The organism is Flavobacterium buctense (assembly GCF_014486695.1).
Taxonomy (GTDB): Bacteria; Bacteroidota; Bacteroidia; order Flavobacteriales; family Flavobacteriaceae; genus Flavobacterium; species Flavobacterium buctense.
In genome coordinates, this window is the sequence record NZ_JACTAB010000001.1 from 699,333 (window position 1) to 721,700 (window position 22,368).

A 22,368-nucleotide genomic window follows, 5' to 3' on the forward strand; every position below is an offset into this window, starting at 1 on the left:
GGGCTTTTTGATATTGGGATAAACAATTAGTTGATCACTAATTTTCTTGTAGCAGTTTTACCTTCTTCAGTAACTTTAACCACATAAACGCCACCTCTTAATGAGCTTACGTTAATGGTATTGTTAGAAGTGGTAGCATTTAAAACTTGTTTGCCTAAGATGTCATAAACAGTAACTGTCTTTTCAGCGTTAGCGGCTGTTTCGATGAATAAAGTTCCGTTTGAAACCGGGTTAGGATATACTTTTAAACCTGTGATTTCGTTTTGTTGCGTTCCTAAAGTAAAGTTAGGAGTTGCATCAATTCTTAATTCGTCAGCAATGATGGTTGGTGTATTAGTCGCTCCATCTTGTCTGAACATGAATCCGCCTAAATTAGCGAATGCCGTTGCCGGTGTTACAGCAACTGTAGGAGCAGCACTTCCACCGATAGTAGGATTGATAAATAATGACAATGTGTTACCGGTAAAGTCATAGCTTAATACAACGTATTGAACATCTCCGGCATTGTATAAAGTAGGATCCCAGTCTGTTGGAGCAGAACCTGTTCCTAAACCATATTGGTATTGATTTGCATTTTTTCTGATCCAAATTCTGGCATTAGTTGAAGCTCCGGTATCGTCTGTAAACAAAGCAAAGTAAGTATTGGCTAAATCAGCAGTAACGTTAGTATAATCACTAGCGGTTACAATAAATGAAGCATAAACATATCCGGTGTTAGTACTTGTAAATAAAGATCTTGATTCACCACCTGTACCAACAAAAGTGATTGAATTTCCTGTAGCTGTAATTCCAGGGTAAGCTAAACTTCCAGCGGCAATAGTAATATTGTCACCTGAATTAACCAATGACCATTTTTGCTCAGCATTTAACGAACCACCAACGGAATAAGGAAATGACTCTAAGTATGGTAATGTATTTACCGGTTTGCATTCAGGAGAATTAACATTAGATTGGTAAGAACAAGTACCACTTGTAATGTTAACAGTAAGTGCAGTTCCTTCTGCAACACCAGAAATAACAATGTTTCCGGCAGCAACGCTAGCAGGATTGTCTCCGCCAACAGTACCTGAAGAAGGAATAATAGTATAACTTCCTGAACCACCACCAGTGTATGGTATAGTCGCCGTGTAGGTGTCTAAGTTTAAAGTAGAAGCATCACATGCTGTAGTTGCGATTCCTAATACTAACGTACATGAAGGATCAAAGTTAGATACACTTACGTCGTCTATTCTGATCTGTGCAGCTAAATTTGGCTGAGTGAATCTTATGCTTAATGTAGTAGATGACGGAATTACACCACCACCTATGGTTACTAGGTTCCAACTTGTATTAGTGTTAGTCGTGTAAGTTAATGGTGTCCAGTTGGTAGCATCAGTACTAACTTCAACGATTAAACCTGCATTTGCAACACTGTTTGCTAAATAACCAAATTTCAATTGTAAGTTAGCTGTAGTGAAAGCTGATGAATTGATACCGTCAATTTGAAAAAACTCGGCTGTGGTAGTATTGGATAAAAAAACATTTACACTTCCTGAAGCACCCACATAACCTGTTGAGGCAGTAGTAGTTCTCATGTCTCCTGTTCCTGTGTAAACGATTGGGGAAGAATTTTGAAATCCTGTGTAGGCAGTAATAAGTGGGTTTCCACTAGCTGTGGTTCCCATGTTTTCAGTGTAAAACGTCTGTCCAAAGGATACAGAGGTAATTACCAAAAGTAATAAAGAGTAGATTTTTTTCATTTTTTTAAATTTAATTAGCCTACAAATATAATGACAATATTTGTTAGCCAAAAATAACAAAGTAAAAAAATGATTAAATAAAAGTTAAAATCACAAAGAATAACTATCTGACAATTAGTTTTCTAGTAGTAGTGGTTTCTCCTTCGGTGATTTTTATGATGTAAACACCTGGTGGGATTGAGGTAATGTTCAATTCTTTAGAAGAAATGGTAGTTTGTAATACTTTTTTACCCAAAACATCAAAGATAAGAATCTCTTTATCTAAGGAAGTTTTAGAAGTGATGTAGATTTTTCCGTTACTAACCGGGTTAGGATAGAAACCAAGCGTTTCTCCTTGTTGTTTTCCGTCTTGTGCCATAGACACTAACGCAAACAATAAGAAAAAGCATGTAGTTAAAAAGTAGTTTCTTTTCATGACACTAATTTGGTTATTACAAATGTATAAAATATATTTCAAATATTGTACCAAAAAAAACTCCTTCTTTTTGGGAAGGAGTTCAGATATGATTTTAATTGCTGTTTATTGGATAAGGTTCACACCTTCAACGGTTGCCCATGCGCCAGAAGTAAGTGTTGCACCGGTTGCGGCATTGTTTAATGTATAGTTACTTAAAGGGAAATTAACTACAATAGTTCCTGCACCGGCAGATTGAGAAGTTCCATCGTTAATCTTTACATTAAGCAGTTTTATTTTCCCGCCGGTTACTTGGTTGTTATTCGTATTGTTATCTTGAATACGAACAGCGGTTGAATTGGCAGTTGTGTAACCTGAAATTAAAATGTTAGTAAACTCACCGTTTCCTTCTTTTTTAAATTGTATGGCATCATACTCAGCAGCCGATGAACCACCTTCAGTTTGTGTTCCTGCATTTCTTTTTAAAGTGATGTTAGAAACTTTAGGGAAATAAGCATTATTATTGTTTGAAGCTTCTATTTCCATTCCAAAGTTTCCTGTTCCTGTTTGAAACGCATACCAGTTGGTATTATTTTCGCCTCTCCATCCATCTTGCCAATCAAAAGAATCGTCAAAATTTCCGTATGATATTAAATTGGAAGCGCTTACGGTACCACCATAAAATTCATAACCATCATCAGCCCCTTTATAAGAAACTAAGTTTTCCAAAATTGTACCAGAACCTACCGAGTAAAAAGAGAAACCATTCATTTCACTTGTACCGTCTGTAATTTTTTTCCCGGCATACTCAACTCTTACATAGCGTAATGTACCTCCGTTGTGAGCAGCATTGCTTCCTCCATATGAAAGTGCTAATCCGTCTTCTGATGTTTTGGTTGTAACTCCTCCAGCACCATTTATTGGCGCATCTCCATACATAATGATTCCACCCCATGAACCAGGAACTTTTGAAATTTCAGTAAATACAACAGGCGAAGAAGCTGTTCCGTTTACAATTAGCTTTCCACCATTTTTTACTACAATGGCATCTACACCACTTGTTTGGTTAGCTGTAATTGTTGAACCGGCATCAAAAGTTACGGTAACACCATTTTCAATAGTTACAATACCATTTAGAGTATAGTTTCCAAAAGCAAATGTTCTGTTTGAGGTAATTGCTCCAGTAATTTCACCTTCTACCGGTTGTAATGTTGTTTCATCGTCACTACTTGTACAAGCTGTGAATAAAGTTGCTAATAAAACAATTGTTCCTAATTTTTTTTTCATTTTGTTTAGTTTTTTAATTTTGATGAAGCAAAGGTAGCTTTGGTATTTTCAGTTATGGTTATGATAATATTATATAACTGTTAGTAGTAAATCAATTATTTGTAAATGGAATGTTTCTTTATTGTAAAGACAAAAATCAACCCGTTAAGGGTTGATTTTTGATTATTTACTAAAACGTGTAGCCTACATTTAGTGAAAAGCCTGTTCCTCTTCTGAAGGTTAATAAATCAAGAGAGGATTCGTTTATCGCAATTTGGCTTTCGTCTCCAAGTGATCTTCTGTACAATGGATTTAGAATATTATCGATGCCTAATTTTACATCCCATTTTTTAGCAATTGTGCTTCCCCAAATTAAATCTAACTTGTTAAATGGTTTTTCATAAATATGGTCTAAACCAGCAATTCCAACAGCATAAATTCTTTCTCCATATACGCTGTAAACCAATGTGATAGTGTTTTTCCATTGCTCATTCATTTCAAATTCATATTTTAAATCGGAATTGATTAACCAATTAGAAGCTCCTTGTAAATTTCTCTCTTCAAAAGTGTCAAAATATCCTTGACGATTTTTATCAACTTTGGCATTCGTGTACATTAATGAGGTGTTGAATCCGAATGAGAATCCGTCTAATTTTTCGTTTATTCTTGATAATTGTAATAATAATTCAAGTTCTGCTCCAAACAATGTAGCACTTTCGTTATTGAAATAAGTTATGATTTGACCACTACCAGTTGCTGCAGCTTCGATGGTTCTTTCTATTGGTTTATCAATATATTTTGTAAAAAGGGTTGCAGCAAACATTTCTTTGTTGGTTGGAAAAACTTCAAATTTAATATCGGCGTTATAATTTTGAGAGTTTACCAAATTTTGATTTCCTCTTTCAGTGGTACCATCAGCATTTACATATTGAATTGGAATGGCTTCCATCAAAACCGGTCTTGTAATTGTTTTTCCAATAGCCATACGGATATTACTTTTTTCATTCAAAGCATACTTAGCATTTACCGAAGGAAGGATATCCAGTTTGTCGTAGTTTTGTTTTCTAAATGGCGAATTGATTGGATCAAGAATTGGTCTAAACTTTAATTCACGAATAGTGTTTTCGGTTCTCACACCAGCATTTATTTCTAATTTTTCGTTAATCGGAACAAAAAGATTAGCATAACCGGCAACTACATTTTGGAAAATTTTAGTTCTATAATCCGCATTAGATTCTTCTCTGAAAGAAAAGACATTATTGTTGATGTCATTTTCAATAGCGTTATCAATAAAGTTTAAAGTTAAGTTTTGAGGATTGGCAGGTGTATTAGGTCTTCCAAACACAAAACGATAGGATGTTGCCAAATCTTCTGCATAGCCATTATAACCAACCGACAATTTGTTTTTTTGTTCTTTTTTACCAAACTGAAGTGAGTATTCTGCCATTCCAGAAAGGAAATAATTGCCTTCAACTTTAAGAAATTGGCGGATTAAATGATTACCGCCATAAGTAGTCTGAATGGTATTATTGTCAATTAATGTTCCGTTAATAAATTTTCTGTCAGGTTGCTCAAAAGTGGTTTTAGAGAACGAAATTCCTCCTTTGATGGTGTGTTTTTTATCGGCAGTTAAATCATAGCTGCCATAAGTTTGAAAATTCAAATAATCGGATTGTTCATATTGGTTTAAACGAATGATTTCATTTGGATTTTGCACGTTTGTTCTAGTGTAACCCACTTGGTCTTGAATCATATTCTCTGTTGAACGCAGAAATAAAGCATTGGCAGCTAATTTTAAACGATCTGTTTTATATTGCAATCCAAGTAAAGTTGAACTTTGAGTTTGAAATTTATATTGACTTCTATTCAAGTCATTGTCATAAATCCCTTGATTTCCTTGGGTAAATATTCTATCAACCCCTTTTCTAATTTGATAACGATTTTCAAAATTAGAAGAGAAAATATAGTTTAGTTTATGGCTGTTTTTACCCACTGTAAGTTTGCCGGTATGCGTCACCCCAAAATTGGTGTTTAAGGGTGCAGAATATTCAGTTACATCAAATCCAGAATTGAAATCATTGTTAATTTGACCTGTTGGAATGTTGCCAAAAGCACTTGGTAAATCTCTGTTATTGCCCCCAAATCCAAAGAAATGGTTGCTGTTTGAAGCGTCAGATGCTATGGCAAAGTTTGACAAGTTATTGTTGGTAGTAAATCCAGTTCCAAAATTAATTTTAGTTTGACTTTGAGTTCCTTGCGAAGTATTAATGTTTACAGTTCCACCAGCAAAATCTCCATAAATATCAGGATTAAAGGTTTTGTAAACATCCATAAAACCAACAATATCTGTTGGAAATAAATTTAAAGGAATAATTTTTTTGAATGGACTGTTTGATGGTATTGCTAAACCGTTCAATAACAAATTATTGTAGCGGTCTTCTAATCCACGAATAAACAAACCTCTATCTTCTACTTTTGTAAACCCGGTGATTTTGGTTAAGCCTTCTTCTACATCGCTTACTCCTTTTCTCGACATTTCTTGAGCGCCGATACTTTGTTTGATTTCTACCGCTTTTTTCTGTTCCAATAATAAGGCGGTTTCTTTTTCACGGCTAACCGTATTTTGAATTACCACATCTTGTAATTGGTAACTGCCTGAACCTAGTGCTTTATTAATGGTAAGCGTTTCACCAGCTTTTACTATAATTTGCTCTTCTATAGTTTCATAACCCACAAAGGTAAATTGAAGGGTGTAAGTTCCGGATTCAACTGCTATGGTATATTTTCCGGTTTCGTCAGTAGTAACCCCGATGGCTGTTCCTTTTATAATAACATTAGCAAAAGGCAAAGGTTCGTTGTTTAAATCTTTATCTGTTAATGTGCCGGTGATAGTTCCTTTGGTTTGGGCCAATCCGATTACATTGATAAGTAAAAAAGTAACAATTAATTTTAGTCTCATTTTGTCTTGTTTAATTTTGGTGCAAAGAAACTACCGCATTGTAAAGGACGTGTTACTTCATCATTACCATTTTGTTGGCTGTGCATTACGAAATTGTTAACAAATTAAATTACGGTTAACTCAAGTTTTATTGCATGTAATCATTTTGTATTATCTTTACATTTACATCCACAAAACAATTGTGTCCGTTATGAAAAAAAAAGACATCAAGATTTTATTAGTAGATGATGAGCAGGATATCCTCGAAATTGTGGGCTACAATCTTTCCCAAGAAGGATATCAAATTGTAACCGCAACCAATGGAAAAGAAGCCATTACAAAAGCTAAAAAAGAATTGCCTCAACTCATCATTATGGATGTAATGATGCCTGAAATGGATGGTATGGAAGCTTGTGAAAACATTCGTAAACTGCCTGAACTAAGCAACGTAATTATCACTTTTTTAACGGCTCGAAGCGAAGACTACTCTCAAGTGGCCGGTTTTGATGCCGGTGCCGATGATTATATTACCAAACCCATCAAACCAAAATTATTGGTTAGTAAAGTAAAAGCTTTGTTACGCCGCTTGAAGAATGAAGAACAAAACTCAGAAACACTTAACGTTGGCGGTATTGAAATCAATCGTGAAGAATACAAAATCATTAAAGAAGGCAAAGAAATTGTCCTGCCTAGAAAAGAATTTGAATTGTTCTATTTATTGGCTTCAAAACCCGGAAAAGTATTCAAACGCGAAGAAATTTTAGATAAGGTTTGGGGCAATGAAGTCATTGTAGGCGGAAGAACTATTGATGTTCACATTAGAAAACTTCGAGAAAAAATTGGGGAAGATTTATTCAAAACCATCAAAGGAGTTGGCTATAAATTAGAAGTATAAATGAAAGTTAATTTCAAGAAAACCTACCGTTTTGCTGTAGTTTCGTCCTCCTATATTACGGTTTTTGCTACTGGTTTTCTTGGATTATTATTGTGGTTTTTTCACCAATTTGCCTGGCAAATCTGCTTGGTCTTTGCTTTATGTATTTTCACCTTTTCCTTTTTCGTCATCCAATACCGTGTCGAGCATTTTATCTATCGAAGGGTAAAAAAGATTTATGATGACGTTTCTCTATTAGAATCGACTTCCTTTCGAAACCAACCCATTACAACCGATATGGCAACCTTAACCAAACAGGTAAAGAAGTTTGCTACCGATAAAAAAATGGAAATAGAAACACTCAAAGTACGTGAAGAATACCGAAGAGAGTTTTTAGGCAATGTTTCACACGAATTGAAAACCCCATTGTTTACTGTTCAAGGGTATCTTTCTACTTTGTTGGATGGCGCCATGAATGATAAAAATATCCGCAAAAAGTATTTAGAACGGGCCGAAAAAGGGGTAGAAAGACTAATCTACATCGTGGAAGATTTAGACATGATTTCCAAACTGGAAACCGGTGATTTGAACCTTGAACTGTCTAAGTTTAATATAGTCGAATTAATTCAAAATGTCTTTGATTTATTGGAAATGAAAGCCGATAAAAAGAATATCATTCTCATGTTCGATCGAAAATACAACAAGCCGGTGAAAGTCTTTGCCGATAAAGAAAAAATACAACAAGTATTGACCAATTTGGTGATGAATTCCATCAAATACGGCAAAGAAAACGGTACGACTGAAGTTACGATAGAGGATTTAGTCAATGATAAAATCATAGTACGCTTCAGAGACAATGGCGAAGGCATCGAACAACAATACATTCCAAGATTGTTTGAACGTTTTTTCAGAGTTGATAAAAGCGGTGCCAGAAGCGAAGGCGGTTCCGGTTTAGGGTTGTCCATTGTCAAGCATATCATCGAAGCTCACGGCGAGAAAATCTATGTAGAAAGTGAATTCGGAAAAGGATCTGAATTCTCATTCACCCTTGAAAAGTATAAATAATTGCTTCCAATTTACCCTTTCATTAAGTCGGGGTAATCCTTTATAAAGCGGAATTTCCATTAAATTTTCTACTCTAAAATCTTCTTGTTTAGCATAAGGTGCAATGCCGTTTCTTTTGAATCTTTTGGCCAAATATTCTTGCTCAAATTGTCCCGGTGTTGGGATAAAAAAAGCTTTCTTTTCTAGTTTTGCCAAATCCATTACAGTGGTATAACCGGAACGAGAAAGCACTATTTCACTTTCATTAAAGGCAGTTTCTATTTCGGAGGAAGTCATGAAATTGTAATAAGTGATGTTTTTGATGACATCTATTTTCTGTTCGTCTTCGACTTTTCCTTTAATAAAAATTATTTGACCACTATAGTTTTGAAGTTCGAAGGTCAGTTTCTCTTCCAGCATTGTTCGTTGCGGTTCCGGACCAGAAAGAATGACCATTAGTTCGTATTTAGATTCCAAATCCTTTTTCTCTAAACGACTCAACGGACCCAAATAGTTCAATGCCAAATCACTATTTTTCAAATGGCCTAATTTTCCTGTCAGATTGGGTTGTTCTTTCATGTCAGGAATCCAACATTCGGTAAATTTACCTATGAAATATTGGTGCAGTTTACTCGATATCCAAGTCGTTTTTCCGGATAAAACATTCAATTGGTGTGTCATGAAAATACTCGGCACTTTTTTGCTGTATACGCCTAAGCGATTGTCAGAAATAATGCCTTTCAAACCGTATTTTTTGACCAAAGATTTGACCAATTTTTTCTCTTCAAAAATAGCCTGAATCATTTTCGGACTGTTTTTAATGAGTTTCCATTTAAAATCGGCGCCGTCTTTGGCATACTCAATTTCATATGAAGGCAACGCTACTGATTCTAAATGGGGAAATTCTTTTTGCAGAATTTGAAGCGCGATTCCATCAGAAGCAATGATCGGTGTAAAACCATAGGATTCCAATTCCCGAATAATCGGGATGCAACGAGTGGCGTGACCTAAACCCCAATTTAACGGAGCAACAAGTATGTTTTTTGACATTATTTTTTATTTATTCAAAATGCTGATAAACTGTTCAGCCAATTGGTCTTCATATTCAAAATGGGATTCGTCCTTTAAATAGGAATCATTCGGATTGTGTTTGAACAATTTCCATTTTTTATTATTGTATTCTAAAGCAGTTAAATTTTCAATCCAATCACCCGAATTCAAATAAGTGGTACTGCCTTTTTCATTTTCCACCAAAGAGATTTTCGGCTCGTGTATGTGCCCGCAAATTACATAATCGTATTGGTTTTCTATCGCCAATTCGGTACAAACATTTTCAAAATTAGTGATAAACTTGACCGCCGATTTGACATTGTCTTTTATTTTTTTGGAGAGCGAATAAGGTTCTTTGTTGCATTTCTCCAAAATCCAGTTCAAAAAACGATTGATTACAATCAGCATATCATAACCCCAACCACCTAATTTAGCCAGCCATTTGGCATGATTAATTGAAGCATCAAAAACATCGCCATGAAAAATCCAGGCCTTTTTGCCGTCTAAATCCAAAACCAGTTTATTGAGCAAACTTAAATTTCCCAAGTGCAAATCGGTAAACTTTCTCAAAAATTCATCATGGTTACCGGTTAAATAATAGATTTTGGTGCCTTTGGAACTCAACGAAATAATTTTTTTAATGACTTTCAAATGCGATGTAGGAAAGTAGGATTTCCTGAATTGCCAAATGTCAATAATATCTCCGTTCAGTACTAAGACTTTAGGTTTTACGGAGGACAAATAGTCTAATAATTCTTTGGCATGACAACCATAAGTACCTAAATGGACATCGGAAATCACAACAACTTCTACTTTTCTTTTTTTCAAAATAAATAAGTTTTTCAAAGAAAGGATTTTCCCGAAACAATTAGGTTACTTAAACATTATCAAAACTTTATTTGTACTGACTTTAATTTCCTTAATTTTGCTCAAAATTTAAGTTTGTGGGCAGTAAGAATAAATTAAAGCGATTTAAGGAAAACGAAACTTTTCAAAATGTTTTCCAACCAACAAGAGAAGAAGTGGTAAGCGGTGTATTTCCGCTAAAAGGCAAATGGAATAGTGATTTCTTCAAAAATGACAATCCAATCATTATCGAATTAGGTTGTGGCAAAGGCGAATATTCCGTTGGTTTAGCCGAAAAATATCCCGATAAAAACTTTGTTGGCATTGATATTAAAGGGGCTAGATTTTGGCGCGGTGCCAAAACTGCCGTAGAAGAAGGCATGCACAACGTGGCTTTTGTTCGTACCCAAATTGAATTAATAGAAGGTATTTTTGCTTCACAAGAAGTGTCTGAAATTTGGATTACGTTTCCCGATCCGCAAATCAAATACAAACGGACCAAACACCGAATGACTAACAGTGAGTTCTTAAAATTGTACAAAAGAATTTTAAAACCTGATGGCGTAGTCAACTTGAAAACCGATAGCGAGTTTATGCACGGCTACACTTTAGGGTTGTTGCATGGTGAAGGTCATGAAGTCTTGTATGCTAACCATAACGTATACAAAAATGAAGGTGCACCAGAAGAAGTAATCGGTATCCAAACGTTTTACGAAAAGCAATATTTGGAAATCAATAAAGCAATTACGTATATTCGCTTCAAAATCAAATAGATGACTTATATTTTGCCTCTTGTCTTGGGTTTTTGCATTTCGTTTTTGGCGGTTATACTTCCGGGTTTAATCAATATGACAGTGGCAAAAATCAGTTTGCAAGAGAGTAAAATTGAAGCCATTAGCTTTGCTGCCGGGGCTTCTACGGTAGTTTTTTTCCAAACCTTTATCGCTGTTATGTTTGCTCGGTTTATTAGTATTCACGAGGAAATTGTGGCTACTTTACAGGAAATAGGTATTTTCATTTTCTCGGGCTTAAGCATTTATTTTTTTTGGATTGCTAAAAAACCTAAAAAAATAAAAACCCATAAAACAGTCAAAGGGAAATCCAATCGTTTCTTTTTTGGAATGCTATTGTCAATGCTCAATTTGTTGCCGATTCCGTTCTACGTTTTCGCCAGTATGGGTTTAGCCGCCGCCGGTTATTTCAGCTTTGATAAAATTCCGGTTTCTTCCTTTGTAATTGGCGTAGTTCTCGGTTCGTTTAGCGTTTTTTACCTCTACATTGTCGCCTTCAAAAAGATTGAAAAGAAGACCGAATTCTTAATGCAAAACATCAATATTGTTATTGGTTCGGTGACGACTTTTATGGCAGTGGTGACTTTGATTAAATTACTTTACGGCTAAAATGGAAGATAATTTTTTCGAAAGAGTATACGCGATAGCACGACAAATTCCGGAAGGAAAAGTGACTTCGTATGGTGCTATTGCCAGAGCATTAGGTACAGCTCGTTCCGCCAGAATGGTTGGCTGGGCCATGAATGCCTGTCACGGTAGAGAAGATATTCCGGCGCACAGAGTGGTGAATAGGATAGGAGTGCTTTCAGGGAAACACCATTTCCAAGGCACTAATTTAATGCAACAACTACTCGAAAGCGAAGGCATTGAAGTCATCGATAATCAGATTGTCGATTTCGAAAAACACTTTTGGCAACCGGAGATTAGCAATCAGTAGGCTGTTATAAATTGTAATTATCATACCATCAAAAACTTTTCCCTTTTCCCTTTTCCCTTTTAACTATTTTCAAACTATCTTTGTAATCTAAATTCAGTTTAAATAAACGCAACTGAAAAGCTTAATTATCATTCGAAATGAAACTAGATAGAAAAGAAATCTTAGCAGCTTTAGAAACCATTACTATCGCAGGCGAAGGAAAAAATATGGTCGAAAGCGGTGCCGTAAAAAACGTACTGACCTTCGGCAATGAAGTCGTAGTCGATTTAGTAATCACAACACCGGCGATGCACATCAAAAAACGCGCGGAAGACGACATCAAAAAATTAATCCACGAAAAATTCTCTTCGGATGCTGAGGTTAAAGTCAACATCAAAGTAGAAACACCAACCCAAAATCCGAACGAAATTAAAGGCAAAGCCATTCCGGGTATCAGCAATATTATTGCGGTTGCTTCAGGAAAAGGCGGCGTTGGGAAATCAACTGTGACCGCAAACTTAGCCGTGACTTTGGCCAAAATGGGTTTTAAAGTCGGAATCTTGGATGCCGATATTTATGGTCCATCAATGCCGATTATGTTCGACGTAGAAAATGAGAAGCCAATCTCGATTGAAGTTGACGGCAAATCCAAAATGAAACCGGTCGAAAGCTACGAAATCAAATTGCTTTCTATTGGATTCTTTACAGCTCCGAGTCAGGCCGTAATTTGGCGTGGTCCAATGGCTTCTAAAGCTTTGAACCAAATGATATTCGATGCCGCTTGGGGCGAATTAGATTTCATGCTAATCGATTTACCACCGGGAACAGGCGATATTCATTTGTCAATTATGCAATCCTTACCAATCACCGGTGCTGTTGTAGTAAGTACTCCACAGGCAGTTGCTTTGGCGGATGCCAAAAAAGGAGTATCGATGTTTTTATCAGACAGTATCAATGTTCCGGTTTTAGGAATCATAGAAAATATGGCTTATTTCACTCCTGAAGAATTGCCAAATAACAAATATTACATCTTCGGAAAAGAAGGTGCCAAAAACCTGGCGGAAGATTTACAAGTGCCGTTTTTAGGGGAAGTGCCATTGGTACAAAGCATTCGCGAAGCTGGCGATTACGGTCGTCCGGCAGCGTTGCAAACGGCTTCGGTAATCGAAAGGGTTTTCGAAGAAATCACCAGAAATGTTGTGCAGGAAACGGTAAACAGAAACAATGATTTGCCACCAACCGAAGCAATCAAAATAACTACCATGGCAGGTTGTTCTGCTGTAAAAAAATAGACCGGTTAGACTTCTTAGATTATTAGACTACTCAGAAAATGAAGTATCTAAAAATCTAAAAGGTCTAACAATCTAACCATCTAAAATGTCAAAATTATGACTAACGAAGAATTGATTTTAAACATCGAAAAAGCACTCAACGAAATCAGACCATTTCTGAATTCCGATGGCGGCGATATCAGTTTGGTTTCCATAGAAGACGAAAAGCATGTAAAAGTGCGTCTTCAAGGTGCTTGTACTTCTTGCAGTTTAAGCATCAGCACTATGAAAGCCGGTGTGGAAACGACTATTAAAAAATACGCACCACAGATAGAAACGGTTGAGAATGTAGCTTAGTTGGGCGTTACCCGTTGAAAAAACGGGTCGGGCTGTCCGCAGTACACGGTACTTGCTCCCATCCCTAACGCATTCGTGCTGAACATGACAAAAATCATAAAATAAAAGTTCCGGTTTAAAGACCTTAGCGCCTCAGAACCTCAGAACCTTAGAACCTCAAAAAATGATTGAAACAGATATACTCATAATCGGTGCCGGACCAACAGGACTTTTTACTGTCTTCGAAGCCGGATTATTAAAATTAAAATGCCACATTATCGATGCTTTGCCACAACCTGGTGGACAATTAGCAGAATTGTATCCCAAAAAACCCATTTACGATATTCCCGGTTATCCCGAAGTATTGGCCGGTGATTTGGTGACCAATTTAATGGAGCAAATCAAACAATTCCAACCCGGATTTACCTTAGGAGAAACCGCCGAAACCATTGAAAAACTGGAAGACGGTAATTTTATTGTAACTACGAATGAAGGCACAAAACACTTGGCTAAAGCCATAGCTATTGCCGGTGGTTTGGGAACATTCGAACCCAGAAAACCCATCTTAAAAGACATAGAGTTTTACGAAAAAGAAGATAGAGGCGTAGATTACTTCGTCAAAGATCCCGAAAAATACCGAGGCAAAAACATAGTGATTTCCGGTGGTGGTGATTCTGCATTGGATTGGAGTATTTTCCTTTCGGATGTGGCGGCTTCAGTAACTTTGGTACATCGTAGAAACGAATTCCGTGGCGCTTTAGATTCTGTTGAAAAAGTACAAGAATTAAAATCGGCAGGAAAAATCAAACTAATCACTCCGGGAGAAGTTGTAGGCTTTAAAGGTTCGGAACGAATAGAATCCGTGGACATTGAAGTCAACAGTGCTCGTATGAATGTGGTAACCGATTATTTTATTCCGCTTTTCGGATTAACACCTAAACTGGGTGCCATCGCCAATTGGGGATTGGAAATTGAAAAAAACGCCATCAAAGTTAACAACGCTTTAGATTATCAAACCAATATTGAAGGCATTTACGCCATCGGTGATGTGAATATTTATCCGGGCAAATTAAAATTGATTCTTTGTGGTTTCCACGAAGCGACTTTGATGTGCCAAAGTGTGTACCAACGATTAAATCCGGGCAAGAAATATGTCTTGAAATACACCACAGTTTCCGGCGTTGACGGATTTGACGGTACGCGTAAAGAAGCCGAAAAGGCTGTAGTAAAATCGATAGAATAACATGGCAAACGACGTTACTATAACCATAACCGACAGAGAAGGCATCAGTCACGAAGTGCAAGCACCAACCGACATGAACATGAATATCATGGAGTTGGTTCGCGCCTATGAATTAGCACCCGAAGGAACTATCGGAATTTGTGGTGGCATGGCAATGTGTGCTTCTTGTCAGTGTTATGTGTTAAATGATTTTCCATTGCCGGAGAAAAGTGACGATGAGCAAGCCATGCTTTGGGAAGCTTTCAATGTTAAAGAAAACAGCCGCTTGGGTTGTCAAATCCATATTACTGAAGACCTTGAAGGACTCGAGATAGAATTAGCACCTGAAGCTTAACTACAATCCTAACTTAATTTTTGCCACGGGCAAAATCCGCTCTACAAATTTTGAATAAGCAACCGTTGATGGATGTAAACCGTCGTTGGCCACCAATTCGGGTTGTGCCAATCCCAATCGCGTGATATCAGTAATGGTGATAAAAGTAATGCCATTGGTGATACAATAGTTTTGGGCAAAGGCATTGTAAGTATCTAACTGAGTGGAAATGTTGGAAGGATTTGAAGTGCCTTGCCCAAACGGTGTGTAAGCATAATCAGGAATGGAAACTACAATAAGGTTATTTTTATCTCCTTTTCCACGGGCAATGGCAGTGTTAACCAACGTTACAAATTCCTGTTCATAGACACTAAATGGAATGTTTTGGTACTGATTGTTTACACCGATTAAAAGCGTCACTAAGTCATAATCACTCAGTAAAGGCTCATTGGAAATTGCCGTATTTAAATTGGTTGTGGTCCAGCCGGTTTGCGCTATGAGTTTAATGTTAAAAGAATCTTCTGTGTTCAGAAATTGTTGCAAACTATCTTTTAACTGCTCGGGAAATCGACAATCGGCGCAAACGCTCTGACCAAAAGTATAGCTGTCGCCTAAAGCTAAATATTTATAATTTACAGCCGTAATTTCAGTGTTTTCTTCAGCATCGGCACTGCAACCCATCAAAAGTAAACCCCAAAAGAAAAGCAAGAATAATTTAGCGGCGTATTTCATAAGTTTTTCATCAATTAATCCTTTTTGGTAATACCATAGTGGTTGGTTAAGCCAATTCCATATGGGCTTCAATTTTTTCTTCAATGGCATTCCATAGTCCGATTCTTTTCTCCAAAGCCAAAACCGAAACTTCTTCCACTTCTTTCCATTTTTGAGTGTCGTTTTGACAAAGTTCGGTAATCATTTGCATGGCCATTGGTCCGTGTTCATCGGCGTCTAATTCGATGTGTCTTTCGAAGTAATAAATCAATTTAGACAGATCAACATCCGGGAAGTTTTGTTGGAAGTTTTTCAAGATTTCCGTAAACATATTCGGAATCAAATCTTCTCTACCAAAAGTAAACGCCGCAGCAATTTTGTGCACTTTGCCTTCTTCGATTACACGGAAAGTAAAGTCGAGAAACGCTTTGACTTCTGGATGTAAATCGCTTTTTTTGATGGCGATAAAAACGTTTTTGGTATCGATTACATTTTGTAAAAACGCGTCTAATTCTTTGGTACAAGCACCGCAACTTTGCATGGCATCGACATACATTTCGAAATGACTTAAACGTTTGCCGTCTAAAGTCAGGTCGCTTTCTTCGGCCAACACAATTTCGTTAATCAAATACCTCGTTTCCGGATTGGCTGAAGCAAACCATGGCGTAGTAGTGCAAGTCAGTTTGCTTTGCAACGCTTTTAACAATGACATAAAATCCCAAACAGCATACACGTGACTTTCTAAAAATTGGTGTAAATCGTCAATGGTTTTTACTTTTTCATACAAAGAATGTTGAAGTAAAATGTCTTTCTGTGATTGGATTTTTTCGTTGATGATAGATATGGTCATAGCTTTTTTTATTGTATTTACGAAGGAAAGAACTTTTCAGTTTCTGCTTTAAACAAAAGTAAAAATGCTTCCCGAAAAAGAGAAGCATTTTATATCAATTTTATTGATTGTTTAATCTTATTTAAAAGCCGGAATTCCGGTGATATCCGCGCCGGTAATCAACAAATGAATGTCGTGAGTGCCTTCGTAAGTAATCACGGATTCCAAGTTCATGCTATGGCGCATGATTGAATATTCGCCGGTGATTCCCATTCCGCCTAGGATTTGTCTGGCTTCACGAGCTATAGTAATCGCCATGTCAACGTTATTTCTTTTGGCCATAGAGATTTGAGCGGTCGTGGCTTTGCCTTCATTTCTCAAAACCCCTAAACGCCAAGTTAAGAATTGGGCTTTGGTGATTTCGGTAATCATTTCAGCCAATTTCTTTTGTTGTAATTGCGTTCCGGCAATCGGTTTGTCAAATTGTATTCTTTCTTTGGCATAACGCAAGGCAGTATCGTAACAATCCATTGCGGCTCCAATGGCACCCCAAGCGATTCCGTAACGGGCCGAATCCAAACACATCATCGGCGCACCAAGTCCGGATTTGCCGGGCATTAAATTTTCTTTAGGCACTTTTACGTTGTCAAAAATTAATTCACCTGTAGCCGAAGCACGAAGTGACCATTTGTTATGGGTTTCCGGAGTTGTAAAACCTTCCATGCCGCGTTCTACGATTAAACCGTGGATTCTGCCTTCTTCATTTTTCGCCCAAACTACCGCGATGTCAGCAAATGGCGCGTTTGAAATCCACATTTTAGCACCGTTTAACAAATAATGGTCGCCCATGTCTTTGAAGTTGGTGGTCATTCCGCTTGGATTCGAACCATGATCAGGTTCGGTCAATCCGAAACAACCCATGAATTCTCCGGTAGCCAGTTTTGGTAAATATTTTTGACGTTGTTCTTCCGTTCCGAATTTCCAAATTGGATACATCACCAAAGACGATTGAACCGATGACGTAGAACGCACACCAGAATCACCTCTTTCAATTTCCTGCATAATTAAACCATACGAAATTTGGTCTAAACCGGCACCGCCGTATTCTTCCGGAATGTATGGTCCAAAACCACCAATTTCGCCCAAACCTTTGATGATTTGTTTTGGAAATTCCGCACGTTGTGCATAGTCTTCAATGATAGGAGAAACTTCGCGTTTCACCCAGGCACGAGCTGAATCACGCACAAGTTTGTGTTCTTCTGTTAATAAATCATCTAAATTGTAGTAATCAGGAGCTTGAAATAAATCGGGTCTCATAGTCTTTAATTTGGTTTACGAAAACGTTTGCAAAGCTACATAATCTTACGCAAAAACGCCATCAACAACTGTTATAATTTTTTGAAGCTTTTTGCTTCGCCAGTTCACTCCTTGTCAGGAGCTCGGGTCCAGCTGTACGCTATATCTTTTTCTTTTTTATTTAAAAAAGAAAAAGGATGCCGCTTCCATCTGGGCTAGGGTAGTCGGCTTTAAATTAACGCTCGAGTTTCTTAAATGCTTCATGTTTTTCAAATAAAAAGTCGGCCATTTCCAATAGGTCTTGTAGTTCGGCCAAACTTTTAGCTCTCGAATCAACTTCGCAATAAGCAATGAATAAATCTATTTCTTCGGGTTTGAGTTTTAGTTTTTGGGTATAAAAAGCAGTGTCAAAATTCAAGGTGAGATAGTCTTTAAACAGAATCGGAGGAAGTGCATTTTCGGGTTTTTCTTTGTCTTTATTTTTAAATAAATTAAACAACCCTTTGCCCATTCTCACAAAGTCGATGCCGTTTTCGATGATGCCGTCATAAACATTGACAACTTTCAATGCGTTAGCTTGTTTGGCTAGCTTTATGGCGTCAATATCCGATTGTTTTACTTCTACTTTTAAGCTTGATTTTTTCAAGATTTCCACATCTTCCAATGCGATTGGTTTTTGCTCCAAATAAAGGATGAGGCTTTCTAGTTCAAATAGTTCTTGGGTTAAGACTATTCTTCGGTCGGTATATTCTTTTGAAATAATGAAAAGGGTGTCCTTAACTTTTGCCTCAATACTAAATTCACCCTCTTTATTGGTTGTGGTACTTTTTCTCGAATTCAGAGTAACAATATCGATTCCTGATAAAGCAATTTTCCCATATAAAACTTTGCCGTGAAGATGTTTTTCGCTTTGCGCAAAGCCAAGGAAACCATTAAAAACTAATAGGAGTAAGAGTAAAATTTGCTTCACAAAGAATGGCGTTTAAGATATCAAGCCCTAAAGTACAGCATTCAAATCCGCTTAGTTATAAAGAATTGTTAATTATGATTTTTTTATATCTGCAGGCAAAGCATTACATCTTCAGATAAAAATCTTTAGTCAAAGCAATATAATCTTCAGTATAGTGATGACGCGCCGTTTCGATGATGAGTTCATCGATAGGGAAACTGGTTTTTTCAGCAAAGGTAAAAGCGAGTAAACTTCTTTTGATTTCGGAAGTTGGCGTTCCTTTCACGCGGGTAATCTTGAGGGGAAACAAGTTACATTCTTGGGCTAAGCCGATAAATTTGGCTTCTTCTTTGTGCGGAATAATCACCGAGAAAATACCGTTTTCAGAAAGCAAAACTGAAGCGGCTTCAATCAAATCGGCAAAAGGCAAAGCGTCTTGAAATCGGGCTAAATCTCTTTGTTCGCTTTTGGTTTTGTAATCTTCGCTGTAGAATGGCGGATTGGAAACGATCAAATCGTACTCGTCTTCGGGTTCTTCCATGAATTCATCTAAACCGGCGTGATAGCAGTACAAGCGGTCAGACCAAGGCGAATTTTCAAAGTTTTCTACGCATTGTTCAAAAGCTTCTTCGTCAATTTCGATGGCGTCAATTTGTTCGGCCGGACTTCTTTGGGCCAACATCAAAGCCAAAATTCCCGTTCCTGCACCAATATCTAAAACCGAAAACGGACGATGCTCAATTGGAGTCCAAGCACCAAGCAAAACGCCATCGGTACCTACTTTCATGGCACAACGGTCTTGGTTTACTGAGAATTTTTTGAATGAAAACAAATGATTGTTGATTGAAGATTAACGATTTTAGATTCCAGAAATCTGAAAACTGCGACTGCGACTGAAAACTTTTACAAATACATTTCAACCAAGCCTTCCGGTAAATCCATCACGACTTTTTTGTTTTTTCGGTCAATTTCGACTAAAAAATGGTCAATCATAGGAATCAGCATTTCTACTTCGCCATTTAATACTTCGAATAAAGGTTGCGCAGTGGTATCGTTGATGGATTGAATTACGCCAAAAATGCCTAAACGTTTGTCTTCAATCTCAAAACCAATCACTTCGTGGAAATAGAATTTATTGCCTTCCAATTTGGGCAACATAGAAAGCGGAAGATAAATTTCGCAACCAATAAGTTTATCCGCTTCTTCTTCAGAGTCAACATCTTCAAATTGTACGCGAAGAAAGTCGTTTTTGTGCAGGGAACTATTTTCAATAAAAAATGGAACCAGATTTTTGTTGAACTCAACAAACACTGATTCCATATTTTCATATAACTCGGGTTCGTCTGTGTCTAAATAGATTAAAACTTCCCCTTTGAAACTAAATTTTTTTGCAATTTTACCTAAATAGAAACAATCTTCTTTACGCATAATTGCTGGAAATATTAAGCTTCTGTTTCTTCGCTAGCTTCTTCAGCAGCAGGAGTTTCTTCCGCAGCCGGTGCTTCTTCAGCAACAACTTCAGCTACAGCTTCTTCAGCAGCAGGAGTTTCCTCAACCGCAACTTCAGCTACAACTTCCGGAGTTTCTTCTGCTACAGTTTCTTCAACTGCAACTTCTTCCGCTACTTCTTCTACTTTTGCAGCTTCTACAGCGGCAGCAGCACGTTTTTCATTAGCTTCTTTTTCTGCTTTTAAAGCTTTCACTTTGGCAGCTTCTTGTGCTTTTGTCAAACCTTCTTTTTTAGCAGTAACTTTACCTGCTTTGTCTTCTAACCATTTAGCCAATTTAGCATCAGCTTGTTCTTGCGTTAAAGCTCCTTTACGAACGCCGCCATCAAGGTGGTGTTTCATTAAGGCACCTTTGTAAGAAAGGATAGCTCTTGCTGTATCAGTTGGTTGAGCGCCATTGTGTAACCATTGAACCGCTTGGTCAATGTTTAAATCAATAGTGGCAGGATTGGTGTTTGGATTGTAAGTTCCTAATTTTTCAAGGTATTTACCATCTCTTTTTGAACGAGCATCAGCTGCTACGATCCAGTAAAAAGGTTTTTGTTTTTTACCGTGTCTTTGTAATCTAATTTTTACTGACATAATCTTTTTGATTAATTTGAGGTACTCGACCTCGATTATTTAAGGGTGCAAAGATAGTTATTTTTTGCAAACAAACTAATTGGAGGTTATATTTTTAGGCTTAAGTTCTTGTTTTCACTAACTTTAACGTTATTTTTTTAAAATTTAATTAGCATTTTTATATTAAAAAGTTATTTTTGTGGAGAAATACATTGAAAAAATGAAAAGATTTTTGTCCCTTATCATAGTTGCAGTAGCACTGTCTTCCTGTCAAGAAGACGTAAAATTTAATAATCCCGGTTTTCAAGGGTTGAAAGATGATGTGCTTTGGATAGCCAATGACACAAGAGCGTATGTCTCAGCTTCTGGCCAACTTTCTATTGAAGCCTACACTGCATTTGAGCTTATTACTTTAAATACGAGTAGCGCTAATGAAGGGACTTATATTTTGGGGACAACCAATGTTAACAATTCAGCTACTTATTCCTCAACATTTGACGATGTTAATTTAGAGTACGCCACAATAGCAGTTCCCGGTCCGGTTTCTCAAATAGCTATAGCAAATGCAGGTACGGGATACAGTAGCGGGACATCAGTAGCCACAACGGGTGGTTCCGGTAGCGGTTTGACCGTTAACGTAGTTGCAAACCCTTCGGGAGTTGTTACAGGATTGACGCTTTCTTCTAGAGGAAACGCTTATACCGCAGGTGATTTGATTACAGTTACCGGTGGTAATGTTAATTGTAGGTTCAGGGTTTTGAATGTGCAGAATAGTAACGGTGAAGTTAAAATTACAGAGTTTGACAATGTTAACATGACGGTATCAGGTAAATTCAAGTTTAATGCAGCTAATGCCAATAACAGTCCTTTTGCTAATCCAATTTTGAATTTTCAATACGGGGAGTTTTATAAAATTCCAATTTACCCATCTCTTTAAGAATCAAATCATTTGAATTATACAAGCCATCTTCGGATGGCTTTTTTATTTATTTGCAATAAAGTCCAAATTTATAGCGGTTTACGTTTTATTTAAGTTACCTTTGTGGCTGAATTTTAAAATTAAAATATGAACATTTTTGTTGGAAGTCTTCCGTTTAGTATTGACGAAGCAGATTTAAAAGAATCCTTCGGGGTTTATGGTACGGTTAATTCCGTTAAAATTATTACTGATAAATTTACTGGAAGAAGTAAAGGTTTCGGTTTTGTGGAAATGGAAAATGACACAGAAGCTGAAAAAGCCATTCAGGAATTAAACGGTGCAACTGTTGAAGGTCGTACTATTGTAGTAAATAAATCTGAACCAAAACCGGAAGGTGAAAGAAGAACTTTTAACAACAACCGTTCAGGCGGAAGTGGTGGAGGTTATAACGGCGGTGGAAATTCACGTGGTGGCGGAAGCTACAGTGGTGGAAACAGCGGTGGTGGAAATAGAGGAAGATACTAGTTTGTACACTTTATAGATATTTAAAAGCCAACTCAAACGAGTTGGCTTT

24 protein-coding genes are annotated in these 22,368 nt (G+C 37.0%); 11 read left to right on the top strand and 13 right to left on the bottom strand.

The window, feature by feature from the left end; all coding sequences use genetic code 11:
* Positions 1-26 precede the first annotated feature (26 nt).
* From ICG50_RS03100 to ICG50_RS03115, 4 genes are all read right to left on the bottom strand, one after another.
* Positions 27-1,739 carry a T9SS type A sorting domain-containing protein gene (locus tag ICG50_RS03100; RefSeq protein WP_187659438.1) on the bottom strand — a complete coding sequence of 571 codons (1,713 nt, stop codon included), beginning with the start codon at positions 1,737-1,739 and terminating at the stop codon, positions 27-29.
* Between the two features lie 103 nt (positions 1,740-1,842).
* Positions 1,843-2,154 (bottom strand): T9SS type A sorting domain-containing protein, encoded by a 312-nt coding sequence (locus ICG50_RS03105; RefSeq protein ID WP_187659439.1) that lies wholly within the window; start codon positions 2,152-2,154, stop codon positions 1,843-1,845.
* Positions 2,155-2,259: 105 nt separating this feature from the next.
* On the bottom strand, positions 2,260-3,420 hold the full coding sequence (locus ICG50_RS03110) for a hypothetical protein (protein WP_187659440.1): 1,161 nt from the start codon (positions 3,418-3,420) through the stop codon (positions 2,260-2,262).
* Between the two features lie 169 nt (positions 3,421-3,589).
* Positions 3,590-6,358, bottom strand: coding sequence for a TonB-dependent receptor (locus ICG50_RS03115; protein WP_187659441.1), 2,769 nt, complete (start codon positions 6,356-6,358; stop codon positions 3,590-3,592).
* A 190-nt stretch (positions 6,359-6,548) separates the two neighbouring features.
* On the opposite strand from ICG50_RS03115, the gene ICG50_RS03120 reads away from it, so the two are divergent.
* Positions 6,549-7,232, top strand: coding sequence for a response regulator transcription factor (locus ICG50_RS03120; RefSeq protein WP_187659442.1), 684 nt, complete (start codon positions 6,549-6,551; stop codon positions 7,230-7,232).
* Positions 7,233-8,276, top strand: a complete 1,044-nt coding sequence (locus ICG50_RS03125) for a sensor histidine kinase (protein WP_187659443.1) — start codon at positions 7,233-7,235, stop codon at positions 8,274-8,276. It abuts the gene before it with no gap.
* Here ICG50_RS03125 and ICG50_RS03130 read toward each other — a convergent pair.
* Positions 8,250-9,305, bottom strand: coding sequence for a glycosyltransferase (locus ICG50_RS03130; protein WP_187659444.1), 1,056 nt, complete (start codon positions 9,303-9,305; stop codon positions 8,250-8,252). The two genes, ICG50_RS03125 and ICG50_RS03130, sit on opposite strands and share 27 nt — an antisense overlap.
* Positions 9,306-9,311: 6 nt before the next feature.
* Positions 9,312-10,133: a UDP-2,3-diacylglucosamine diphosphatase gene (locus tag ICG50_RS03135; protein ID WP_187659445.1), complete on the bottom strand. Its 822-nt coding sequence runs from the start codon at positions 10,131-10,133 to the stop codon at positions 9,312-9,314.
* A gap of 116 nt (positions 10,134-10,249) precedes the next feature.
* Here ICG50_RS03135 and trmB point away from each other — a divergent pair, with 116 nt between their 5' ends.
* The 7 genes from trmB (at position 10,250) to ICG50_RS03170 (ending at position 15,042) form a co-directional block, all read left to right on the top strand.
* Positions 10,250-10,924, top strand: coding sequence for a tRNA (guanosine(46)-N7)-methyltransferase TrmB (gene trmB, locus ICG50_RS03140; protein WP_187659446.1), 675 nt, complete (start codon positions 10,250-10,252; stop codon positions 10,922-10,924).
* Positions 10,925-11,551, top strand: coding sequence for a lysine transporter LysE (locus ICG50_RS03145; RefSeq protein WP_187659447.1), 627 nt, complete (start codon positions 10,925-10,927; stop codon positions 11,549-11,551). It begins immediately after the preceding gene.
* A 1-nt stretch (position 11,552) separates the two neighbouring features.
* The gene (locus tag ICG50_RS03150; RefSeq protein ID WP_187659448.1) at positions 11,553-11,879 is read left to right on the top strand and encodes an MGMT family protein; all 327 of its coding nucleotides are present in this window, start codon (positions 11,553-11,555) and stop codon (positions 11,877-11,879) included.
* A gap of 137 nt (positions 11,880-12,016) precedes the next feature.
* Complete coding sequence (locus tag ICG50_RS03155; protein ID WP_187659449.1) at positions 12,017-13,150, top strand: Mrp/NBP35 family ATP-binding protein; 1,134 nt, start codon at positions 12,017-12,019, stop codon at positions 13,148-13,150.
* A 96-nt stretch (positions 13,151-13,246) separates the two neighbouring features.
* Positions 13,247-13,486 carry a NifU family protein gene (locus ICG50_RS03160; protein ID WP_171220965.1) on the top strand — a complete coding sequence of 80 codons (240 nt, stop codon included), beginning with the start codon at positions 13,247-13,249 and terminating at the stop codon, positions 13,484-13,486.
* Between the two features lie 163 nt (positions 13,487-13,649).
* Complete coding sequence (locus ICG50_RS03165; protein WP_187659450.1) at positions 13,650-14,708, top strand: NAD(P)/FAD-dependent oxidoreductase; 1,059 nt, start codon at positions 13,650-13,652, stop codon at positions 14,706-14,708.
* A gap of 1 nt (position 14,709) precedes the next feature.
* Complete coding sequence (locus tag ICG50_RS03170) at positions 14,710-15,042, top strand: 2Fe-2S iron-sulfur cluster-binding family protein (protein WP_187659451.1); 333 nt, start codon at positions 14,710-14,712, stop codon at positions 15,040-15,042.
* Here the strand turns inward: ICG50_RS03170 and ICG50_RS03175 are convergent, their stop codons facing one another.
* The 7 genes from ICG50_RS03175 to ICG50_RS03205 all read right to left on the bottom strand — a co-directional run bounded on the left by ICG50_RS03175 (position 15,043) and on the right by ICG50_RS03205 (position 20,896).
* Complete coding sequence (locus ICG50_RS03175; RefSeq protein ID WP_246448710.1) at positions 15,043-15,843, bottom strand: SGNH/GDSL hydrolase family protein; 801 nt, start codon at positions 15,841-15,843, stop codon at positions 15,043-15,045.
* The gene (locus ICG50_RS03180; protein ID WP_187659452.1) at positions 15,800-16,582 is read right to left on the bottom strand and encodes a DUF3050 domain-containing protein; all 783 of its coding nucleotides are present in this window, start codon (positions 16,580-16,582) and stop codon (positions 15,800-15,802) included. The genes ICG50_RS03175 and ICG50_RS03180 overlap by 44 nt, the downstream gene beginning before the upstream one ends.
* 117 nt (positions 16,583-16,699) lie before the next feature.
* Entirely contained in the window at positions 16,700-17,878 is a 1,179-nt protein-coding gene (locus ICG50_RS03185; protein ID WP_187659453.1) for an acyl-CoA dehydrogenase family protein, read from the bottom strand.
* A 214-nt stretch (positions 17,879-18,092) separates the two neighbouring features.
* Positions 18,093-18,827: a hypothetical protein gene (locus ICG50_RS03190; protein ID WP_187659454.1), complete on the bottom strand. Its 735-nt coding sequence runs from the start codon at positions 18,825-18,827 to the stop codon at positions 18,093-18,095.
* A 103-nt stretch (positions 18,828-18,930) separates the two neighbouring features.
* Positions 18,931-19,593, bottom strand: a complete 663-nt coding sequence (locus ICG50_RS03195; protein ID WP_246448711.1) for a tRNA1(Val) (adenine(37)-N6)-methyltransferase — start codon at positions 19,591-19,593, stop codon at positions 18,931-18,933.
* Positions 19,594-19,709: 116 nt separating this feature from the next.
* Positions 19,710-20,234: a ribosome maturation factor RimM gene (rimM, locus tag ICG50_RS03200; protein WP_187659456.1), complete on the bottom strand. Its 525-nt coding sequence runs from the start codon at positions 20,232-20,234 to the stop codon at positions 19,710-19,712.
* A gap of 14 nt (positions 20,235-20,248) precedes the next feature.
* Complete coding sequence (locus ICG50_RS03205) at positions 20,249-20,896, bottom strand: 30S ribosomal protein S16 (RefSeq protein WP_187659457.1); 648 nt, start codon at positions 20,894-20,896, stop codon at positions 20,249-20,251.
* Positions 20,897-21,095: 199 nt separating this feature from the next.
* Between ICG50_RS03205 and ICG50_RS03210 the strand changes: the two genes are divergently transcribed.
* A complete protein-coding gene (locus tag ICG50_RS03210; RefSeq protein ID WP_187659458.1) occupies positions 21,096-21,812 on the top strand; it encodes a DUF6252 domain-containing protein in 717 nt (238 codons plus the stop codon).
* Between the two features lie 129 nt (positions 21,813-21,941).
* A complete protein-coding gene (locus ICG50_RS03215) occupies positions 21,942-22,319 on the top strand; it encodes an RNA recognition motif domain-containing protein (RefSeq protein WP_121312547.1) in 378 nt (125 codons plus the stop codon).
* The last annotated feature ends 49 nt before the right edge of the window (positions 22,320-22,368 follow it).

Coding starts and splice junctions, on each gene's coding strand:
- ICG50_RS03125 (WP_187659443.1), top strand. CDS start 7,233: ATGAAAGTTAATTTCAAGAAAACCTACCGTTTTGCTGTAGTTTCGTCC.
- rimM (WP_187659456.1), bottom strand. CDS start 20,234: ATGCGTAAAGAAGATTGTTTCTATTTAGGTAAAATTGCAAAAAAATTT.
- ICG50_RS03120 (WP_187659442.1), top strand. CDS start 6,549: ATGAAAAAAAAAGACATCAAGATTTTATTAGTAGATGATGAGCAGGAT.
- ICG50_RS03215 (WP_121312547.1), top strand. CDS start 21,942: ATGAACATTTTTGTTGGAAGTCTTCCGTTTAGTATTGACGAAGCAGAT.
- ICG50_RS03185 (WP_187659453.1), bottom strand. CDS start 17,878: ATGAGACCCGATTTATTTCAAGCTCCTGATTACTACAATTTAGATGAT.
- ICG50_RS03155 (WP_187659449.1), top strand. CDS start 12,017: ATGAAACTAGATAGAAAAGAAATCTTAGCAGCTTTAGAAACCATTACT.
- ICG50_RS03110 (WP_187659440.1), bottom strand. CDS start 3,420: ATGAAAAAAAAATTAGGAACAATTGTTTTATTAGCAACTTTATTCACA.
- ICG50_RS03175 (WP_246448710.1), bottom strand. CDS start 15,843: ATGCCATTGAAGAAAAAATTGAAGCCCATATGGAATTGGCTTAACCAA.
- ICG50_RS03160 (WP_171220965.1), top strand. CDS start 13,247: ATGACTAACGAAGAATTGATTTTAAACATCGAAAAAGCACTCAACGAA.
- ICG50_RS03170 (WP_187659451.1), top strand. CDS start 14,710: ATGGCAAACGACGTTACTATAACCATAACCGACAGAGAAGGCATCAGT.
- ICG50_RS03210 (WP_187659458.1), top strand. CDS start 21,096: ATGAAAAGATTTTTGTCCCTTATCATAGTTGCAGTAGCACTGTCTTCC.
- ICG50_RS03130 (WP_187659444.1), bottom strand. CDS start 9,305: ATGTCAAAAAACATACTTGTTGCTCCGTTAAATTGGGGTTTAGGTCAC.
- ICG50_RS03205 (WP_187659457.1), bottom strand. CDS start 20,896: ATGTCAGTAAAAATTAGATTACAAAGACACGGTAAAAAACAAAAACCT.
- ICG50_RS03195 (WP_246448711.1), bottom strand. CDS start 19,593: ATGAAAGTAGGTACCGATGGCGTTTTGCTTGGTGCTTGGACTCCAATT.
- ICG50_RS03165 (WP_187659450.1), top strand. CDS start 13,650: ATGATTGAAACAGATATACTCATAATCGGTGCCGGACCAACAGGACTT.
- ICG50_RS03105 (WP_187659439.1), bottom strand. CDS start 2,154: ATGAAAAGAAACTACTTTTTAACTACATGCTTTTTCTTATTGTTTGCG.
- ICG50_RS03150 (WP_187659448.1), top strand. CDS start 11,553: ATGGAAGATAATTTTTTCGAAAGAGTATACGCGATAGCACGACAAATT.
- ICG50_RS03180 (WP_187659452.1), bottom strand. CDS start 16,582: ATGACCATATCTATCATCAACGAAAAAATCCAATCACAGAAAGACATT.
- ICG50_RS03115 (WP_187659441.1), bottom strand. CDS start 6,358: ATGAGACTAAAATTAATTGTTACTTTTTTACTTATCAATGTAATCGGA.
- ICG50_RS03145 (WP_187659447.1), top strand. CDS start 10,925: ATGACTTATATTTTGCCTCTTGTCTTGGGTTTTTGCATTTCGTTTTTG.
- ICG50_RS03100 (WP_187659438.1), bottom strand. CDS start 1,739: ATGAAAAAAATCTACTCTTTATTACTTTTGGTAATTACCTCTGTATCC.